Origin of the sequence: Streptomyces sp. CT34 (genome assembly GCF_000805335.1) — a bacterium.
GTDB lineage: Bacteria > Actinomycetota > Actinomycetes > Streptomycetales > Streptomycetaceae > Streptomyces.
Genome location: NZ_KN708638.1, coordinates 1,883,066 through 1,901,307 on the forward strand (window position 1 = coordinate 1,883,066; position 18,242 = coordinate 1,901,307).

General features: G+C 72.8%; 19 protein-coding genes. 9 read left to right on the forward strand and 10 right to left on the reverse strand.

Going from position 1 to position 18,242, the window contains the following annotated elements:
• Positions 1 to 101 precede the first annotated feature (101 nt).
• The 3 genes from tyrS to RZ84_RS08415 all read left to right on the forward strand — a co-directional run bounded on the left by tyrS (position 102) and on the right by RZ84_RS08415 (position 3,021).
• Positions 102 to 1,505, forward strand: a complete 1,404-nt coding sequence (gene tyrS, locus RZ84_RS08405) for a tyrosine--tRNA ligase (RefSeq protein ID WP_043263770.1) — start codon at positions 102 to 104, stop codon at positions 1,503 to 1,505.
• Between the two features lie 716 nt (positions 1,506 to 2,221).
• Positions 2,222 to 2,581, forward strand: coding sequence for a DUF3099 domain-containing protein (locus RZ84_RS08410; protein WP_043263771.1), 360 nt, complete (start codon positions 2,222 to 2,224; stop codon positions 2,579 to 2,581).
• 176 nt (positions 2,582 to 2,757) lie between these two features.
• Entirely contained in the window at positions 2,758 to 3,021 is a 264-nt protein-coding gene (locus RZ84_RS08415; protein WP_052229833.1) for a hypothetical protein, read from the forward strand.
• Here RZ84_RS08415 and moaA read toward each other — a convergent pair.
• The 3 genes from moaA to RZ84_RS08430 form a co-directional block, all read right to left on the reverse strand.
• On the reverse strand, positions 3,004 to 3,993 hold the full coding sequence (gene moaA, locus RZ84_RS08420; protein WP_043263773.1) for a GTP 3',8-cyclase MoaA: 990 nt from the start codon (positions 3,991 to 3,993) through the stop codon (positions 3,004 to 3,006). The two genes, RZ84_RS08415 and moaA, sit on opposite strands and share 18 nt — an antisense overlap.
• A gap of 159 nt (positions 3,994 to 4,152) precedes the next feature.
• Positions 4,153 to 5,781, reverse strand: a complete 1,629-nt coding sequence (locus RZ84_RS08425) for a solute symporter family protein (RefSeq protein WP_043263774.1) — start codon at positions 5,779 to 5,781, stop codon at positions 4,153 to 4,155.
• On the reverse strand, positions 5,778 to 6,158 hold the full coding sequence (locus RZ84_RS08430) for a DUF485 domain-containing protein (protein WP_052229834.1): 381 nt from the start codon (positions 6,156 to 6,158) through the stop codon (positions 5,778 to 5,780). The genes RZ84_RS08425 and RZ84_RS08430 overlap by 4 nt, the downstream gene beginning before the upstream one ends.
• A 187-nt stretch (positions 6,159 to 6,345) precedes the next feature.
• On the opposite strand from RZ84_RS08430, the gene RZ84_RS08435 reads away from it, so the two are divergent.
• On the forward strand, positions 6,346 to 6,558 hold the full coding sequence (locus RZ84_RS08435; RefSeq protein ID WP_043263775.1) for a hypothetical protein: 213 nt from the start codon (positions 6,346 to 6,348) through the stop codon (positions 6,556 to 6,558).
• 294 nt (positions 6,559 to 6,852) lie between these two features.
• On the opposite strand, the gene RZ84_RS08440 is transcribed toward RZ84_RS08435, so the two are convergent.
• The 7 genes from RZ84_RS08440 to RZ84_RS08470 all read right to left on the reverse strand — a co-directional run bounded on the left by RZ84_RS08440 (position 6,853) and on the right by RZ84_RS08470 (position 14,855).
• Positions 6,853 to 8,463, reverse strand: coding sequence for a TIGR03086 family metal-binding protein (locus RZ84_RS08440; RefSeq protein WP_043263776.1), 1,611 nt, complete (start codon positions 8,461 to 8,463; stop codon positions 6,853 to 6,855).
• A 61-nt stretch (positions 8,464 to 8,524) separates the two neighbouring features.
• Complete coding sequence (locus RZ84_RS08445; protein WP_043263777.1) at positions 8,525 to 9,280, reverse strand: lysoplasmalogenase family protein; 756 nt, start codon at positions 9,278 to 9,280, stop codon at positions 8,525 to 8,527.
• Positions 9,277 to 10,224: a sterol desaturase family protein gene (locus RZ84_RS08450; RefSeq protein WP_043263778.1), complete on the reverse strand. Its 948-nt coding sequence runs from the start codon at positions 10,222 to 10,224 to the stop codon at positions 9,277 to 9,279. The genes RZ84_RS08445 and RZ84_RS08450 overlap by 4 nt, the downstream gene beginning before the upstream one ends.
• 126 nt (positions 10,225 to 10,350) lie before the next feature.
• Complete coding sequence (locus tag RZ84_RS08455) at positions 10,351 to 11,640, reverse strand: amidohydrolase family protein (RefSeq protein WP_078893636.1); 1,290 nt, start codon at positions 11,638 to 11,640, stop codon at positions 10,351 to 10,353.
• Positions 11,637 to 12,995, reverse strand: coding sequence for an amidohydrolase family protein (locus RZ84_RS08460; protein WP_078893637.1), 1,359 nt, complete (start codon positions 12,993 to 12,995; stop codon positions 11,637 to 11,639). The genes RZ84_RS08455 and RZ84_RS08460 overlap by 4 nt, the downstream gene beginning before the upstream one ends.
• A gap of 161 nt (positions 12,996 to 13,156) precedes the next feature.
• Complete coding sequence (locus RZ84_RS08465) at positions 13,157 to 14,041, reverse strand: SDR family NAD(P)-dependent oxidoreductase (RefSeq protein WP_043263779.1); 885 nt, start codon at positions 14,039 to 14,041, stop codon at positions 13,157 to 13,159.
• Between the two features lie 13 nt (positions 14,042 to 14,054).
• Positions 14,055 to 14,855 (reverse strand): acetoacetate decarboxylase family protein, encoded by an 801-nt coding sequence (locus tag RZ84_RS08470; RefSeq protein WP_043263780.1) that lies wholly within the window; start codon positions 14,853 to 14,855, stop codon positions 14,055 to 14,057.
• A 126-nt stretch (positions 14,856 to 14,981) separates the two neighbouring features.
• On the opposite strand from RZ84_RS08470, the gene RZ84_RS08475 reads away from it, so the two are divergent.
• The 5 genes from RZ84_RS08475 to RZ84_RS40795 all read left to right on the forward strand — a co-directional run.
• Positions 14,982 to 15,602, forward strand: a complete 621-nt coding sequence (locus RZ84_RS08475) for a TetR/AcrR family transcriptional regulator (protein WP_043263781.1) — start codon at positions 14,982 to 14,984, stop codon at positions 15,600 to 15,602.
• A gap of 83 nt (positions 15,603 to 15,685) precedes the next feature.
• On the forward strand, positions 15,686 to 16,723 hold the full coding sequence (locus RZ84_RS08480; RefSeq protein ID WP_043269408.1) for a DEDDh family exonuclease: 1,038 nt from the start codon (positions 15,686 to 15,688) through the stop codon (positions 16,721 to 16,723).
• Positions 16,724 to 16,786: 63 nt separating this feature from the next.
• A complete protein-coding gene (locus tag RZ84_RS08485) occupies positions 16,787 to 17,020 on the forward strand; it encodes a hypothetical protein (RefSeq protein ID WP_039637610.1) in 234 nt (77 codons plus the stop codon).
• Positions 17,021 to 17,104: 84 nt separating this feature from the next.
• A complete protein-coding gene (locus RZ84_RS08490; protein WP_043263782.1) occupies positions 17,105 to 18,043 on the forward strand; it encodes an SURF1 family cytochrome oxidase biogenesis protein in 939 nt (312 codons plus the stop codon).
• 30 nt (positions 18,044 to 18,073) lie between these two features.
• The coding region (locus tag RZ84_RS40795) for a trehalase-like domain-containing protein (protein ID WP_241778026.1) at positions 18,074 to 18,242 on the forward strand (169 nt) is incomplete at its 3' end.

The following is an 18,242-nucleotide window of genomic DNA, read 5'->3' on the forward strand; positions in this document are numbered from 1 at the left end:
CCCGCCCACGGGGCGGGTGTACGGCCGGGTGGCCGGGACCGGGGCCTAATAGACTGTCGGCCTGTCCTCCCCTCGGGGAACCCCGATCGATCAGGAACGCCATGACACGCCTCGGCGAATCCGTCGCCCGCGCCAGCACGCTGCTCTCCGCCGACCTCTCCTCCGACGACACCGTCAAGGAGCTGCTCAAGGAGACCGGCGCGCGGCGCTATCTCGACCTGACGGACCTGCCCGCCAAGGAGCAGGCGGAGCTGATCGCGGCCCGTACGGTCGAGGTCCTGCCGGGCGTGGAGCAGCTGGCCGAGCGCATCGAGGAGCGCCGGGCGGCCGGCAAGGGCCTGCACATCAAGCTGGGCATCGACCCGACGGCGACCGATGTGCACCTGGGGCACGCCGTACCGCTGATCGTCCTGAGCCGCTTCCAGCGCCTCGGCCACGACGTCACGCTGATCATCGGCGACTTCACCGCGAAGATCGGCGACCCGTCGGGCCGTACGGCCGAACGGCCGCCGCTGACCGACGCGGACATCGCGCACAACCTCGCCACGTACCGCGAACAGGTGCGCCCCTTCTTCGACTTCGAGAAGGTCAGCTTCCGGCAGAACAGCGAGTGGCTGGCGCCGTACACCTTCCCGGAGCTGCTGGCGCTGCTCGCGCAGGTGCCGGCCTCGCAGCTGCTCCAGCGCGAGGACTTCCGCAACCGCCTCGCGGCCGGCTCCGGTCTGACCATGACCGAGCTGCTCTACCCCATCGCCCAGGGCCTGGACTCGGTGGCGCTGGCGTGCGATGTGGAGCTGGGCGGCTCCGACCAGCTGCTCAACCTCCAGATGGGCCGCAAGCTGATGGAGCTGCGCGGGCAGCGACCGCAGCTGGTGGTGACCATGCCGCTGATCGAGGGCACGGACGGCACCGGCGCCAAGATGTCCAAGTCCAAGGGGAATTACGTCGGGCTGAGCGCGCCGGCCGACGACGTCTTCGGCAAGATCATGTCGGTGCCGGACCGGCTGATGGAGCCGTACCTCAAGGCGTGGACGGAGTGGACCGACACGGAGATCGCGCTCGCCCTGGGCCGCGTCTCGGAGCGGTCGCTGCACCCGATGGACCTCAAGAAGATCCTCGCCGGCGAGGTCGTGACGGCGCTGTACGGGCTGGACGCGGCGATGGCGGCGCGGGCCGGGTTCGTGGCGCAGTTCTCCAAGAAGTCGTTCGCGGATGTGGAGTCGCTGCCGGTCGTGGACGCCGCCGAGCACGGTGCGTCGACGGTGGCCGCGGTGCTGACGACCGTCCTGGAGTTCACGCCGAGCGCCTCGGCGGCGCGCCGGCTGGCGAAGCAGAACGCGCTGCGGCTGGTGGTGGAGGGCGAGGACGGCCAGTCGACGGTGGTCCTCGCCGAGGCGGACGCGGTGCGTCCGTTGTCCGAGGTCCTGACGGAGAAGCTGCCCGACGCCGAGGGCACCGCGTACCTGAAGGCCGGCCGCAAACTGGCCCAAATCGCCGGCCGCTAGGGCTTCGCGCCGATGGGGCGGGCCCGCTTCGCCCTCCACCGGTGGGTGGGGGGGCGGAGGGGCTGCACCGGAACCCGTCCTCGGCGCGGGCGCATCTGCTCAGTCAAGTGACGAATACCCCGGCGTTCGCTCCAGGTCCTGCGGGCGGGTCCCGGTACATCCCCTCCGCCCCTGCCCGTCACGCGGCTGACCCGCCGTACCCATGCACGTCGGCTTCTCCAGGCGGTCCGCACGCGTAGCAAGCCGGGTGCGGCCGGAGGGGGTCGAATTCCCCGTCGCGCATTGGCTCGCACCGGACCACTGACGGACAGCCGCCCGCGGGCCAAAGGCGCGGACCGGTATCCGCGACGGTCGGAGCCACCGTCCGCCGGTCGGCAACGGCGCAGGGCCGGAGGGATGTACCGGAGTGCGCCCGCAGGACCTGGAGCGAACGCCGGGGCATTCCTCATCTGACTGAGCAGATGCGCCCGCGCCGAGGACGTACTCCGGTGCAGCCCTCCGGCCCCCACTCACCGAGCAGAACCCGCAAGGCGGCCCGCCCCCACGGCCGGGGCGTCGGCGACGTGGGCCAACCAGCTGGCGCTACGGCATACGCAGGACACCCCCGTACGCCAACGACGCGACCCCGTCTCGTAGGGCGGGAAGCAGCGGCGTACCGTGGGAACTGACCGGAAAGTGGGGAGAATCCGGCGCGACCGAGCAGGTGGTGGAACGTGATGCGGAAGCACAGCGACGTCGAGGCCTTCCGGATCACGGGGGCTCGTCAGGGGCTGTCCGAGGATGTGCGGGGGCGGCAGCGGCGGTATGTGATCTCGATGGCCGTGCGGACGGTGGCCGTCGTGCTCACCGCCGTGCTGTGGAACATCGAGCGGCCCGTTGCCATTGCGACGCTCGTGCTCGGTATAGGGCTCCCGTACATCGCGGTCGTGATCGCCAACGCCGGGCGGGAGAACGCCCCTTCGCTGCCGTCGACGTTCGTGAAGCCGGCCCGGCGGATGCTGCCCTCCGCGCCGGCGGAATCGGTTGCGGAACGGCCGGCGCGCGAGCCCTCGGAACCCGGTGGTGAGCGCGGCTGAGACCCGCCGCGTCTGCAAAGCTCAAGAAAAGCTCAGATCAATCATGTGGTTCCGGTGCACCGCATGCCATCCCCCGTGACATACTGCGTACGCGCTCCGCATCCCCCGTCGGAGCGACGGACCGACGCCGGGCGGCTCCCCCCGTGGCTGCCCGGCGTCGCCATGTCCGAAGGGGTATGAACGCGGGACGTAGGGTTGAGGGCGTGAACTCCCCGAACGCTTCCGAGAATGTCACCATCTGTTCCGCCAAGGGCTGCCGCGCGGACGCGGTGTGGGTGCTGGCGTGGAACAACCCGAAGCTGCACACACCGGACCGGCGCAAGACCTGGCTGGCCTGCGACGAGCACCGGGAGCATCTGTCGCAGTTTCTGGCCCTGCGCGGGTTCTTGAAGGACGTGGTGGCGCTGGAGGAGTGGGAGCGGTCAGCCGCCGATGGCTGACATCGGGCGCTCGGGCTGGAGGAAGGCGGGGTCGTCGAGGCCGGAGCCGGCCTTCTTGCCCCACATCGCCAGCTTCCAGATGCGGGCGATCTCCGCGTCGGGGGCGCCGGAGCGCAGGGCCTCGCGCAGGTCCGTCTCCTCGGTGGCGAAGAGGCAGGTGCGGATCTGGCCGTCGGCGGTCAGCCGGGTGCGGTCGCAGGCGCGGCAGAACGGGCGGGTCACCGAGGCGATGACGCCGACGCGGTGCGGGCCGCCGTCGACGATCCAGCGCTCGGCGGGGGCGGAGCCGCGCTCGTCCTGACCCTCGGGGGTGAGGGTGAAACGCGTACGCAGCGAGGCGAGGATGTCACCGGCGGTGATCATGCCGTCGCGCTTCCAGCCGTGCTGGGCGTCCAGCGGCATCTGCTCGATGAAGCGGAGCTCGTAGCCGCCCGCGATGGCCCAGGCCAGGAGGTCGGGGGCCTCGTCGTCGTTGAGGCCGGGCATCAGGACGGTGTTGACCTTCACCGGGGTGAGGCCGGCGGCGCGGGCCGCCTCCAGGCCGTTCAGCACGTCGGCGTGGCGCTTGCGGCGCGTCATGGCCTGGAAGACGTCGGGCCGGAGGGTGTCCAGGGAGACGTTGACGCGGTCCAGGCCGGCGTCGCGCAGGGCGGTGGCGGTGCGCTGGAGGCCAATGCCGTTGGTGGTCAGCGACATCTGGGGCCGGGGGGTGAGCGCGGCGACCCGCTCGACGATGCCGACCAGGCCGGGGCGGAGCAGCGGCTCGCCCCCGGTGAAGCGGACCTCGTCGATGCCGAGGTCGCGCACCGCGATGCCGATGAGGCGGACGATCTCGTCGTCGGTCAGCAGATCGGGCTTGGCGAGCCACTGCAGGCCCTCTTCGGGCATGCAGTACGTGCACCGCAGATTGCACCGGTCGGTGAGCGAGACGCGCAGGTCGGTGGCCACGCGGCCGTATGTGTCGATGAGCACTGGGCCCCCTCCCCGAGAGTGTGGATCGGCATGTGGATCAGTACGCCTTCGAGACTACGCGATGGGTCCGACACTGAGGAGGCGTGAGAAGCACGAGGTGGGCGGGGTGGCGTCGTAGATGTCTACGACGCCACCCCGCCCGGGGCCTGTAGGGACGGCTCAGTGGGCTCCGGTGCCGGTCAGCGAGCGGACCTCCAGTTCGGCGTATTTGGCGGCGTCCGGCTCCTCCCGGGAGAGGAGGGAGCCCAGCCAGCCGAGGGCGAAGCCCAGCGGGATGGAGATCAGGCCGGGGTTCTCCAGCGGGAAGAACGCGAAGTCGGCGGTGGGGAACATGGACGTCTCCTTGCCGGAGACGACCGGTGAGAAGAGGACGAGGAGGACGGACGAGAGCAGGCCGCCGTAGATCGACCAGAGAGCGCCCTGGGTGGTGAAGCGCTTCCAGAAGAGGCTGTAGAGGAGGGTCGGGAGGTTGGCGGAGGCGGCGACCGCGAAGGCGAGCGCCACCAGGCCGGCGACGTTCAGGCCGCGGGCGAAGACGCCGAGGACGATGGCGACGGCGCCGATGCCGACGGTCGCCCAGCGGGCCGCGGCGACCTCTTCCTCCTCGGTGGCCTGCCCTTTGCGGAGGACGTTGACGTAGAGGTCGTGGGCGAAGGAGGAGGACGAGGCGAGGGTGAGGCCGGCGACCACGGCGAGGATGGTGGCGAAGGCGACGGCGGAGATGACGGCGAGCAGGATCGCGCCGCCGGTGGAGCCCGCGCCGCCGCCGATCTCCTGGGCGAGCAGCGGGGCAGCGGTGTTGCCCGCCTTGTTGGAGGCGGTGATGGTGGCGGGCTTGATGAGGGCGGCGGCGCCGAAGCCGAGCGCGATGGTCATCAGGTAGAAGACGCCGATGATGCCGATCGCCCAGTTCACCGACGTACGGGCGGCCTTGGCGGTGGGGACCGTGTAGAAGCGGATGAGGATGTGCGGCAGGCCCGCGGTGCCCAGGACGAGCGCGAGGCCCAGGGAGATGAAGTCGATCTTCGAGGTGGCGGTGGCGCCGTACTTGAGGCCGGGCTCCAGGAAGGCGGAGCCCTTGCCGCTGTTCTCGGCGGCGGCGCCGAGCAGGGCGGAGAGGTCGAAGTGGAACTTCAGCGCCACCAGGAAGGTGATCAGCAGGGTGCCGGCGATCAGCAGGACGGCCTTGACCATCTGGACCCAGGTGGTGCCCTTCATACCGCCGATGCCGACGTAGAGGATCATCACGATGCCGACGAGGACGACGACCAGGATCTTGCCGGCCTCGCTGGTGATGCCCAGGAGCAGGGTCACCAGGGCGCCGGCGCCGGCCATCTGGGCGAGCAGGTAGAAGATCGAGACGACGATGGTGGAGGTGCCGGCGGCGGTCCGGACCGGGCGTTGGCGCATCCGGTAGGCGAGGACGTCGCCCATGGTGAACCGGCCGGAGTTGCGCAGCGGTTCGGCGACCAGGAGGAGCGCGACGAGCCAGGCGACGAGGAAGCCGATGGAGTAGAGGAAGCCGTCGTAGCCGAAGAGGGCGATGGCGCCGGCGATGCCGAGGAAGGACGCGGCGGACATGTAGTCGCCGGAGATGGCCAGGCCGTTCTGGAATCCGCTGAACTGCCGCCCGCCGGCGTAGAAGTCCTCCGCCCCCTTGGTCTGCCGGCCGGCCCGGACGGTGATGCCCAGGGTGGCGGCGACGAAGACCGCGAAGAGGGTGACGATCAGCGTGCGGTGCTCGCCGGCGCCACCGGCCGCGAGCGGGAGCTGCTGGGCGAGGGTCATGCGCCGGCCTCCTGCACATCGGCGTCCCGGTGGGGCGCGGGGCTCTGCAGACCCGACTTGATGGCCTCGGCCCGGGGGTCGAGGTGGGCGGCGGCGCGCCGGGAGTACCACCAGGCGATCAGGAAGGTGGTGGCGAACTGGGCGATGCCGAGGACGAAGGCGACGTTGAGGTGGCCCAGGACCCTGGTGGCCATGAGGTCGCCCGCGTAGCTCGACAGCAGTACGTAGACCAGGTACCAGAGGACGAAGGCGAGGGTGAGCGGGAAGGCGAACGAGCGGTGTGCGCGCCGGAGTTCGGTGAACTCGGGGCTCGACTGCACCTGGAGGTAGTCGGGCGGGTCGTGCTGTCCGGGGCCGGCGGACGGGGTGGTGATCACGGAGTCTCCTGACGCTCGGTGAGCTGGCGCGACGGGCGGCAATAAGGCCCGCGTAAGCGAGATAGATCACGCATCGTAGAGGTGGTGACTACGGAGCGACAGGGGATGGATGGTTGAATTCCCGAAGAAATCGGGGGAATGGGCGCACCGGCCGCCACCGCACGGGTGGCGCTTCGTTGAGCCGGGCATGACTCCGCCGCCCCTGCAGCCCCCGCCGCCGACCGGCCCCCGCCGGCGCCCCTACGGCAGCGTCCGGCTGTCCGCGCCGATCACTCTCGCGCCGTCGCTGCCGCGCCCGGAGGTCGACACCAGGCGCTGGTACGGCCGGCGGATCACCCTGCCGCCGCTGAGCCTGGGCACCCTGCGCCACCCCGAACCGCCTTCCTGGCGAGATGCCTGACGGGGAGTCAATTCCGCTGCCCTGGTGACGGATTCCGTGCTCCCTCGCCGGTCGCCAGTGGGGCGATGACGTCGCCTCTCCGGCGTCCGGCGGTGCGCGGCTCCGCGTACGGACGTACGGGCGTACGGGCGGTTTTCGCGGACGGGGTGGAGCGCCCATGGCAAAGGCGTGGTCGACGTGCACTGCAAGGGCGACGCCGGCCGGGCCGCCGTCGTGGACGCGGTCGACCGCGCGGTGGAGCAGACGCAGGGCGAGGGTGTGGACGTCGATGTGCCGCGGGCGGTGGCGGCGCAGTCAGGCCGGGGACCGGCCCAGGTACGCGGCCAGGCGGTCCGCGGCGGTGGCGCCGGGCGGGGCGGCGCGCTCCGGGGCGAACGAGCTGCCCTCGGTGCGCGGCGCCGACCCGTAGATCAGGCGGGCCGCCTCCAGGACCTCCCCGGCGGCCTCCGGCGCCAGATCGGTCGGGGCGCCGAGCGACCGCGCCAAGTCCCAGCCGTGCGCGAGGAGTTCGACGGTGACCTGCTGGACGAGCAGCCCGCCCGGCGCCTCGTACGGGCCGAAGGTGCGGTGCAGCATCCCGCTGTCGGTGAAGACGGCGCGGGCGGTGCGCGCGGACTCCTCGAAGGCCGCGATGTGGTCGAAGGGGCCGTCGCCGAGGTGGTCGGCGGTGTGGTCGCCGCGCGGCGACCCGGCGGCGATCGAGGCGGCCATCAGGTTCTCCCACACCATGTGGTCCAGCAGCTCCCGTACGGTCCAGTCCGCGCACGGAGTCGGCCGCCGGAGGTCGGCCGGACGGACGGTGGCGACCAGGGCACCGACGTCACGGACCACCTGCGCGTACGCGGCGAGCACCCGTTCCGGGTCGGTGTCCGCGAGGCGCGCGAACGCGGAGCGGTCCAGCTCCCCCGGGGTTCGATGGGCGCGCAGAGCGGCGGCGGTCCAGGTGCCGGCGGTGCCCCAACGGGGCGGTGCGGGACGGCCGGTGGCCGTGCAGAGCAGCTGCCAGTAGCGCTCGACGAGGGGTTCGGCGACGGTCTCCAGCTGCTCCAGCAGGCGGGTGCGGGCGGCCGGGCCGTCCTCGGCCGGCGGGTCGGCGGTGGCGGCCTGGGTGGGGATCCAGGCGGCGATCAGCTCGGCGAGGACCGGCTCGGCGGCCGGGGAGTCCGGGGCGATGCCGGCGGCGACGGCGGCTTCGGCGCGGGTGCGCATCAGCTCGGCGACCCGTATGGCGGCCTCGGTCGCCGCGGCCGGATCCGCCGCGTGGGCCGCGTCGGCCGCGTCGGCCGGCTGCCCGGGGGCGGTACGGGCGCTGAACTCGGCCAGCCGGCGCAGTGCGGCGCCCAGTTCCGGGTCGCCGACCAAGGTGGCCAACTCCACCCAGGCGTCGAGCTGTTCGGGCGTGGGGTCGTCGGGCGGATCGGGGGTGGCGGCCAGCAGGCCGCCACGGTAGGCAGGGGCGGCCACCCCGTCCAGGGCGTCCTCGACGACGTCGGCGACGATCCGGCGGCGCTCCTCGGCCGACAGGCGGGCGAGTCGGGTCATCTGCGGCAGCTCCTCTGCTGCGGTGCCCCGCGCGGCCACCGTACGCAGGACGGAGCGTTGCAGCCGCAGGGTGCGGAGCTGCGCGTCCAGGGCGTCCGCCCAGCGCTCCGCCGTGTCGCCGAGCGACCTCTCACGGTGCAGGACGGCGCGGATCGCCGCGGTGCCGATGCCCAGTTCGCGCAGGGTGCGCACGATCTCCAGGCGGGCCGGGGCGTCCGGTCCGTACAGCCGGTAGCCCGCGGGGGTGCGGGCGGCGGGCGACAGCAGGTCCTGGTCCGACCACTTCCTGATGGTCTTGACCGATACGCCGGTCAGGCGCGAGAGCGCGCCGATGGAGAGCAGGCCGGTGCCGTCGTTGTTCATACCCACCACTTTCGGGTCTCCCCCGGGGGGAGACGCAAACGGCGCCGCCGGCCGGGGCGGTTCACGCCTCCTGGACGGCCGCGCGGTACGCCGGCGACGGGGGCTCGCCCGCGGCCGGATGGTCCGGTCCGCCGGCCGCCGCCAGCACGCCGGCGGCCAGGGCGAACTGGGCCGCCGTGTAGGTGGCCATGATCCAGAACTGCGGGGCGGGCAGCTGCGGCCAGTGGGCGACACCGCTCGCGATCAGGGTGTCGGAGAGCAGGAAGAGCAGTCCGCCGGCCGCGGCCAGCGGGCCAGCCCGGAGCGCGCCGCAGGCCATCGCGGTGAGCAGCAGGCTGTATCCGGCGACCGGGACGCGGAGGCCGGCCGGCAGGTCGGGCCACAGCAGTGCGACGGTGGCGATCAGGGCGACCGCGTAGGCCGCCGCTGCCGCCCGGAAGGAGCGGCGCCGCGCCGCCGAGCCGCTGCCGTGCCGGGCGAACAGCAGCAGGTAGCAGACGTGTCCGGCGGCGAACGAGCCCATGCCCACCAGGAAGGCGGTGCCGCCGCCGATCTGGAGGAAGGTGTCGCCGCCGCAGCCGAGCAGCAGCGCGCCGGCCAGCAGCGGCGGCCCGCCGCGGAGCAGCACGTGGGCGGCGAGCAGCGGCATCAGGGCGGGCTTGGTGAGGTGCACGGCGGTGCCGGCGAGGGCGACGGCGGTGCTGCCGGGCGCGGCGCCGGCATGCGCCACGAGGGCGAGGAGGTGGGCGGCGGCCAGGACGGCGAAGACGGCGAGCAGGATCCGCGCGGCCCGCGGCCGGGGCGCGGGTGCCCTCACGCGGCGGGCTCCCCGACAGAGCGCTCCCCCACGGTGGGCCGGTCGCCGGCGTCCCGCGTGCCGGGCCGCCGCTCGCCCGGCGAACTCCGGCCTTCCTCAAGGGCGTTGAGGACCGCGGCCGGCTGCCAGCCCGGCCCCCGGAACACCCGTCCGGCGCGCTCGCTCCAGCTGTCCGCGGCCCGGAGGTCGCGGGCGATGGCGGCGTACTCGTGGGTGGCCACCCGCAGCGGGTTGTAGGTGTTGATGTTCTTGGTGAGGCCGTAGACCGGCCGCTCGGTCTCGGGGACGAACGAGCCGAACAGCCGGTCCCAGATGATCAGGATCCCGCCGAAGTTGCGGTCCAGGTAGCCGCCTTGCGAGGCGTGGTGGACGCGGTGGTGCGAGGGCGTGTTGAAGACGAACTCGACGGGCCGGGGCAGGGTGCCGATGCGCTCGGTGTGCACCCAGAACTGGTAGACGAGGTTGGCGCCGGAGGTGAAGGCGATCGCGGCCGGGTGCACGCCGAGCGCGACCATCGGCACGTAGAACGGCCAGACGGTCCAGGTCGTCCAGGGCTGCCGCAGGGCGGTGGTGAGGTTGAACTTCTCGCTGGAGTGGTGCACCACGTGGCAGGCCCACAGGATGCGGATGACGTGGTGGCCGCGGTGCGACCAGTAGTAGAAGAAGTCCTGGACGAGCAGCATCAGGGGCAGCGTCCACCACAGGACCGGTATCCGCAGCGGGGTGAGTTCGTAGACGGCGGAGTAGATCGCCACGATCGGGATCTTCCACAGCGCGTCGAAGACCAGACTGCCCAGCCCCATGCCGACGCTGGTGGCGGCGTCCTTCGCCGCGTACCCCTCGGCGTCCTCGTCGGGGTGCAGGCGGTAGCTCACCATCTCGACGACGGTGAGCAGGACGAAGGCGGGCACGGACCACAACACGACATCGGGCAGGTGCGGCATGCCCCGCACCATAAGTGCGGTAACGGGGCTACCGCTAGGGGTTGTTACCGAGAAGTATGTAAGACGCGCTGTCAGCTGCCCGGCGGGGGCGTACCGCCGGTAGCCCCCGCCGGGCGACGGGTGCGCTCACCACACCCGCAGTGCGGCCCCCTCCGCGAAGGCCGGGCTGGTCGCGTCGGCCGGCGGCTCCTTGAGGGGCTCGGCGATCTCCTCGACGGTGGGTCCGACGCGGGCCGCCACGGGGGCCAGGGCGGCGAGGTCGAAGCCGTAGACCCGGGCCGCGTTCCCACCGGTCATGGCGGCGACCTCGGCGGGCGGCAGACCGGCATAGGCGGCGCGCAGCGCCTGCCGGGAGTACGGGTGGGTGCCCTCGTCGTGGGGGAAGTCGCTGCCCCACATGATCTTGTCCAGGCCGATGCGGTCGCGCAGCGGGACTTCGTGGGGGCGCATGAAGCTGGCGCCCACATAGCAGTTGGCCTGCCACACCTCGCCGGGACTCGCGCCCATCGCGTCGGCCAGCCCCGCCCCGAACCGGGACTCCGCGGTGGTGGCGCGGGCCGCGGAGGCGACCAGCCGGCCGTGGTAGTAGTCCAGCATGTCCAGGACGCCCGGGATCCAGCCGGAGCCCTGCTCGGTGAGGACGAGGGTGAGGTCCGGATGGCGCCGGAAGGCACCGCCGAAGATGAGGTGCCACAGGGCGCGGTGGGAGAACCAGGTGGTCTCCACCATGAAGACCGCGCGGGCGGCGGGTTCGTCGCCCAGGGGCGGGGAGGCCGAGCCGCCGTGGTGGTTGACCGGGACGCCGAGTTCCGCGCAGACGGCCCAGAGGGGGTCGTAGACCGGGGAGTGGAGCTCGGGGAGGCCGGAGCCGGGTGGCGTGCCGGGCAGCAGGATGCCGCCGGTGAGGCCGGCTTCCCTGGTCCGGCGGACCTCTCGCACCGCCTCGTCGACGTCGTTGAGGAGGATCTGGGCGACGCCCGCCCGGCGCCCCGGGGCCTGTGCGCAGAAGTCCGCGAGCCAGCGGTTGTGGGCGCGCAGGCCCGCCCGGCGCAGCGCGAGTTCCTCGCCGGTGGGCGCCGGCGCCATCAGGGAGGCGCTGGGGAAGAACGGCGGGATGGTGTTGGGGAAGACGACCTCGCCGACGATGCCGTCGGCCTCCAGCTCGGCCAGCCGCCGGGCGGAGTTCCAGTTGCGGTCGGCGGTGTCGGCGAGCAGGTCCTCGTGCGGGTTGACGTAGGTGGCGGCCCAGGCGTCGAACTCCTCGTGGTACCGGGACGGAAGGTAGGGCCGGTAGTCGAGGAGGTCGGCACCCGCGTGGCAGTCGGCGGAGATGACGGTGTAGCGGGCGCCGGGCGCCGCCAGGGGGTCGCTCGTGGGGGATGCCGTGCTGCGGTCTCCGTTGTGTGCTGCCGTCATGAGGTCACTCCTGTGTACGGGAAGTCGTGGCCGGTCAGCCAGTGGCGGCCGGTCTCGCGGGCGCGCCGCCAGGACGCCGTCACCGGTCCCTGGTCGGCGGGCTGGCCCAGGTCCGCCGGGGTGGGGCCGATCCGCCGCGCCAGGGGGGCGAGCGCGGTGCGGTCGAAGCCGAAGATCTCGGCGGCGGACTCGCCGAGCATCCGGCGGGTCTCGGCGACCGGGATGTCGTGGAAGGTGTTCGCCAGCCACTCCCGGGTCCGCGGCCAGGTGCCCTCGGGGTGCGGGAAGTCGCTGCCCCAGAGGATGTTGTCGACGCCGATCTCGTAGCGCTGGGCCAGTTCGCGGCGCTTGGTGTTGGTGGCGCAGACGAAGACGTTGCGGTCCAGGTACGCGTGCGGCGGGCGCTTCAGTTCGGCGAAGGGGGAGAGCTTCTTGCCGCCGTGCGCGCCCAGGTACAGCCGGTCCATGAACCACAGGAGGTTCGGCAGCCACCAGCAGCCGGACTCGGCGATGCCGAAGCGGAGGCCGGGATGGCGTTCGAAGACGCCCGACCAGAGCAGGAACCACAGCGGGCGGGCCGGCCACCAGGTGACCTCGCTGACGAAGATGCCCAGGTGGTCGCCGTATTCCTCGCGCGGCGCGGCGCCGGAATGGGTGAGGACCGGCATCCCGGTCTCGGCCGCGGCGGCCCACACCGGGTCGTAACGCCGGTCGTGGTACGGGGCGTTGTCGCCCCACATGGCGGGGATCATCAGCGCGCCGAGGCCGGCGTCGCGGGCCCGGTGGATCTCGTCGACCGCCGCGCCGATGTCGCCGGTGACGGGCAGCAGGGCGACGCCGCAGTGCCGTTCCGGGTCGGTGGCGCAGAACTCCGCGAGCCACCGGTTGTGGGCCCGGGCGCCGGCCATGCCGAGCTCCGGGTCCTGGTCGCCGGAGAGGCCGAGGCCGACGCCGAAGGGGGCGGCGGTCGAGCTGTCCACGGCGTCGGCGTCCGGGAAGACGACCTCGGCCGCGACCCCGTCGCCGTCCAGCTCCTTCACCCGCTGCGCCGGGTCCCAACCGCCGCGCAATCCTTCCTCGTTGTCCTCGAACCACTTGGCGGCGAAGGTCTCGTTGCGGACGCCGAGCCGGGTCATCGCGGCCCGCCGGGCGTCCCGGCCGGCCAGGAACTCGTCGAAGGCGCGGCGGAAGCGGGGGTCCAGATAGGGGCGGTACTCCTCGGTGGGCAGTCCGGCGTGGCAGTCGGAGGAGACGATCAGGTACGGGTCCTGGTGGTGTTGGTACGGGTCCTGGTGGTGCCGGTGTTGGTCCTGATGGTGTCGGTGCGGGTCGGTGTCGTGGGTCAGGTCGGTCATGCCGTTCCCTCACTCGTCGGTCGCGTCGGTCGCGTCGGTCCCATGAGTCGATGCCGGTCCCGTCAGCCGCATCGGTCGTGTCAGCCGCGTCGGTCCCATCAACCCCATCGGTCGCGTCGGTCGCGTCGCTCACATCAATCGCGTCGGTCGCGTCAGTCGCGTCAGTCGAGGATGAAGCGTTCGAGATACGACGGGTCGGCGCGGTCGAGCATCGACCGCGCCCGCGCCCGGATCTGTGCGTCGGTGTGCTCGGCGGCCGGCAGCATCCAGAAGCGGCCGGCCCGGATGCCGTCCACGACCTGCTCGGCGACGTCCTCGACGGGCGTGAACGCCACCTCCTGGCCGGCCTCCTTCATGGCCGCCTCCCACTCCGCGAGGCTGCGGTAAGGCGTCCTGCGCGGACGGGTCTTGGCGTAGCGCGCGGGCCGGTTGCGGTGCGACTCCCACAGCCCGGTGCGGAGCATGTGCGGGCCCGGGAAGAGCACCGAGGCGCCGATGGGGGCGCCCTCGGCCTTCAGGTGCGCGTACAGCGACTCGGTGAGCGTCACCACGGCCGCCTTGGTGACGGCGTAGACGGAGGCGGTGGGCAGCGGCGCGACACCGCCGTCCGTGGAGGAGGTGTTGACGACGTGGCCGGGTTCGCCGGACGTCAGCATCCGCGGCAGGAAGCACTGGACGCCGTGGAAGACGCCCCAGACGTTCACCGCGAACGCCCAGTGCCAGTCGGCGGGGTCGTGCTGCCACATCCGGCCCTCGGCGCCGGAGCCCACCCCCGCGTTGTTGCACAGCACATGGACGGCACCGAAGGTGTCGTACGCGGCGGCGGCCAGCGCCTCGACGTCCTCCCGCAGGCCGACGTCCACGGTACGCGCCAGGAGTTCGGCGCCGTCCGCGGTCAGCTCGTCGGCGGTGGCGCGCAGCGGCGCCTCCTCGACGTCGGCGAGGACGACCTTGAGGCCCTCGGCGGCGAAGCGGCGGGCCATGGCCCGGCCGACTCCGCTCGCGGCGCCGGTGACCACCGCGACCTGTCCGGTCCGCAGCTCCATCAGGCACCCCCCTTCACCGGACGCTGCCTTCCGGCGGCCCGTCGAGGGTCTGCATCGGGTCGTCGTAGCGCTGGTGGATGTACGGCAACAGGGCTCGGCCGTCGACCCGTTCGGCGACGGTGCCGCGCTGGTCGGTGGTCTTCTCGCCGAGGGTGATCCCGACGAGGGCGTGCACCGGCAGGTCGGCGACCGGGTCGTACATCGACTCCCGCAGGACGACGTCGCCGGTGACCCGCTCCAGCCTGCGGACCTTCTCGTGGCGCCGGCAGTGCACCAGTACCGGGTCGGCGTCGAAGCCCGAACCGTCCACGGCCGGCAGGAACTTGAAGTAGAAGTCGGTGCGGTGCTCCGGCTCCGGGAGCTGCAGCGGGCCGCCGACCGCGCCGCGCACCTCGACGAAGGCGATGCCGTGCCGGGCCAGGGCGGCGCGGACGACCGGGCCGTCGCGCTCCACGGTGACCTCGCCGAGCTTCTTGGGTTCGCCGAAGACCTCACGGCCGCCGGTCAGGGCCCGTTCGTGGGTCATCGGCATGACCAGCGGGTACCAGCCCTCGGTGCCGTGGTGGAGGGCCGCGACGGCGACCGAGCCGGCGCCCAGCGGATAGCCGGGCAGGTCGACGGTGCTGATGGTGGCCCGGACCAGGGGGCGGGCGGTGGGCTGGAGCGGGGGCGGCAGCACCGCCGCGACCGCGTCCGGGTCGGTCTCCCAGAGGGCCACCACGCCGGTGGACCAGATGTCGGGGAGCTTGGCGCCGGCGGCGCGGGTCGCGGCGATCTCCGCCTCGGTGCGCGCTCCGTAGCGTATGCGTGCCATGTCGTACCGCCCTTCGTCATCCGGGACTCGCGGGGGTCGTTCGAGGCTCCTGTAACACAGTTACATGACGTCCGATGAAGGGTAAAGGGCCGTGCGGCACCCGGAGTTGGGAGATAGTGGGGGGCTATGACACGTACCGCGCTGACCGGTGAGGAAATCCTGCACACCGCCGCCCGGCTGATCCGGGCACACGGGCCCGAGGCCCTGACGATGCGCCGGCTCGCCACGGAACTGGGCACCGCCGTCACCTCCATCTACTGGCACGTCGGCAACCGCGAGTCCCTGCTGGACGCCCTGGTGGAGCGCACCATCCAGGAGATGGGCGAGATCCGGCCGACCGGGAGCACGCCCCGGGCGCGCGTCGTCTCGGTCGCCCGCGCGCTGCACACCGCGCTGCGCGAGCGCCCCCAGCTGATCGCGATGGTGCACGAACGCGGCCTGACGGAGCGGATGTTCCTGCCCGCGCAGCAGGCGCTGGTCCATGAGATGCACGCCGCCGGGCTGCGCGGCGAGCGGGCCGCCGAGGCGGTGCGCGCCGTCCAGTTCCAGGTCGTCGGCTTCGTACTGGTCGAGCGCAACCGCGAGCGGTCGCCCGCGCAGCACCCGAGCGAGGGCGAGCTGTGGGACTCCCCCACCGCCGGTGACGATCCGGCGCTGGCCCGCGCGCTGGCGGCGCCGGCCGACGCCGAACACCTCTTCCGGGTGTCCCTGGAGGCGCTGGTGGCATCCCTGCTCGGCCCGGTGTAACGGCGTTCCCCGGCCGCGTGCGGCCGGTGCGCGCCCGACGGCGGTTCGGTGGCTGTCGGTGGCGGCCCGTATCCTCAGTGACCATGCTCGAAGACCGCATGGCAGCAGCTCCCCCGATCGCGCCGAAGATCGGGCAGCAGCCGGGCCCGCAGACGCCGCCGGCCGACTGGCCGTCCGGGTATCCCCAGGGATACGCGGTGGTCGACGTCGAGACCACCGGCCTGGCCCGCGACGACCGCATCATCTCCGCCGCCGTGTACCAACTCGACGCACAGGGCGCGTTCCAGGACTCCTGGTACACGCTGGTCAACCCGCAGCGCGACCCCGGCCCGGTCTGGATCCACGGTCTGACGAGCGAAGTGCTGGACGGCGCGCCGCTGTTCCCGGACGTCGTCCCCGAGCTGTCCCGCCGCCTGGCCGACCGGGTGCTGGTCGCGCACAACGCCATGTTCGACTGGTCGATGATCGCCCGGGAGTACGCCCGCGCCGCGGCGACCGCACCGGTGCGCCAGCGGCTGTGCACCATCGCCCTGTCCAAGGAGCTGGGCCTGCCGCTGCCCAACCACAAACTGGAGTCCCTCGCCGCCCATTACGGCGTGGTGCAGGAGCGCGCCCACCATGCCCTGGACGACGCCCGGGTGCTGGCCGAGGCGTTCCGCCCCAGCCTGCGCCGGGCCGCCCGGCAGAACCTGCGGCTCCCGCTGCTGACCTGCCAGCCGCTGACGGAGTGGTCGGACTCCCCCGCGCCCCGGCCGCGGGCCGCCGGGTCCGCGTACCGCCCCACTTCCTGGCGGCCGTCCCGCAAGCGGCCGGCCTGCCCGTATCCCAACCCGGGGCGCTACGAGCCGGGCGGCCGGCTCGTCCAGGGGATGCGGGTCGCGTTCTCCGGCGACACGTCGGTGGACCGCGAGCTGCTGGAGGACCGCGCCATCGAGGCCGGGCTGCACGTGGCGACGAGCGTGTCCCGGCTGACCAGCCTGCTGGTGACCAACGACCCGGACGCGCAGACCTCCAAGACCGCCAAGGCCGCCGCGTACGGCACGGCCGTCGTCGACGAGGCGGCCTTCATGCAGCTGCTCCAGGACGTCGAGCCGGCGGGCGGGGCGCCTGCGTCCGGGTGAAGCCCGGCCAACACACCCGCTGGCGCCTCGCCCCGTGCGGGCCCCCGCCGCACGCTGTGGCGCATGGCACGTTGTGAGGTCTGCGGAAACGACTACGGCATGACGTTCGAGGTGCACGCGCAGGGCGCGGTGCACGTCTTCGACTGCTTCGCCTGCGCGATCCACCGCATGGCGCCGATCTGCGAGCACTGCCGGGTGCAGATCATCGGGCAGGGCGTGGAGGCCGAGGGGCAGTGGTACTGCGGTGCGCACTGCGCCCGCTCGGCGGGGCGGGTGGGCATCGTCGACCGGGTCTGACCGGGGCCCGGCGGCTCCTCACCGCGCCGCGGTGAGGGACCCCCGGCCCTGGTGTCCCGAGGTCCGCGCGGTACCGTCGCAGCCGTGTACCGCTTCCTGTTGACCCGGCAGTGGGTGATCCTCACCCTCGTGGGCCTCGTCCTGATCCCGGTCATGATCAAGCTGGGTTTCTGGCAGCTCCACCGCCATCAGCACAAGGTCGCGCAGAACACCCTGATCGCCGACAACCTGGCGGCCACGCCGGTCCCGGTCACCGACCTGGCCGCCGTCGGCCGGGACCTGCCGCACGACGACATGTGGCGCCGGGTCACCGCCAGCGGCAGCTACGACACCGCGCACGAGGTCGTCGTCCGCCACCGCACCGCCGCCGACGAGCAGACCATCGGCTACTACGTCCTGACCCCGCTGGTCCTCGGCAACGGCGACGCCGTCCTGGTCAACCGCGGTTGGATCCCGGCCGCGGGCGACCTCACCACGTTCCCGAAGGCCCCGCCCGCCCCCAAGGGCACGGTCACCGTCACCGGCCGGATGATGGCCGACGAGACCACCGCCGTCAGCGGAATCAAGGACACCAAGGGCCTGCCGCCCCGCCAGGTCATGCTGATCAACAGCAAGCAGCAGGCGCAGCGGGTGGGCCGCCCGATGCTCGGCGGCTACATCGAGCAGACCGCGCCCAGGTCACCGGGCAACACCCCCGAGCTGGTGCCGGAACCGGACCATGACTCCATCGGCCCGCACATGGCCTACGCGATCCAGTGGTGGCTGTTCGCGGCGGCGGTACCGGTCGGCTGGACCGTCCTGGTGCGCCGGGAGCGCCGCGACCGGCGAGATGCCGCGGCCAAGGCGGCGCAGCAGGCCGCGGAGCCCGCGGAGGGTGCGCCGGCGGCCGGCGACGCGGAGGCCGCGGCGGGCCCCAGGCGGTCTGCGGAATCCGCCGGATCCGGAGAGACTGAGGCAGCCGGCGACGCTGCACCGCCGGCCCCGGCAGAACCCGTAGCCCGGACGGCCGCCACCCCCGAGTAGCGCTCCCGCCGGGCGGAAAAGGGGCGCGGAGTGCACCCACACATCGAGGACTATGCGCTCATCGGCGATCTCCAGACCGCCGCCCTCGTCGGCCGCGACGGCTCCATCGACTGGCTGTGCCTGCCCCGCTTCGACTCCCCCGCCTGCTTCGCCGCGCTCCTCGGCGGCCTGGACAACGGCCACTGGCGGCTCCCCCCCC